Consider the following 361-nt stretch of genomic DNA (forward strand, 5'->3'; position numbering starts at 1 on the left):
TCGACGGGGTGTCCTGGCGAATCCTATTGGAAGACCTCAACATCGCCTGGGCCCAACACCACAACGGCCAACCCATCACCCTCCCGGCGGGCGGCACCTCATTCGCCCGATGGTCAACACTGCTCGCCGAACACGCCCGCCACCCCCACGTGCTGGCCCACGCCGACACCTGGCAACAGCTAACCGCCGCCCCGACCAGCCTGCCCGCCGTGCACCCCCAACTCGACACCTACGCCAGCGCCGAACACCTCACCGTCCAACTAGACAGCGAACACACCCGCATGCTGCTCGCCGAGGTGCCCACCGCCTTCCACGCCGGCATCCAAGACATCCTGCTCATCGGGTTCGCCCTCGCGCTCGC

1 protein-coding gene is annotated in these 361 nt (G+C 67.6%); it reads left to right on the forward strand.

Annotated elements, in window-relative coordinates:
* The coding region (locus tag BST14_RS28425) for a condensation domain-containing protein (RefSeq protein ID WP_158085948.1) at window positions 1-361 on the forward strand (361 nt) is incomplete at both ends.

It is taken from the genome of Mycobacterium arosiense ATCC BAA-1401 = DSM 45069 (genome assembly GCF_002086125.1).
GTDB classification, from domain to species: domain Bacteria; phylum Actinomycetota; class Actinomycetes; order Mycobacteriales; family Mycobacteriaceae; genus Mycobacterium; species Mycobacterium arosiense.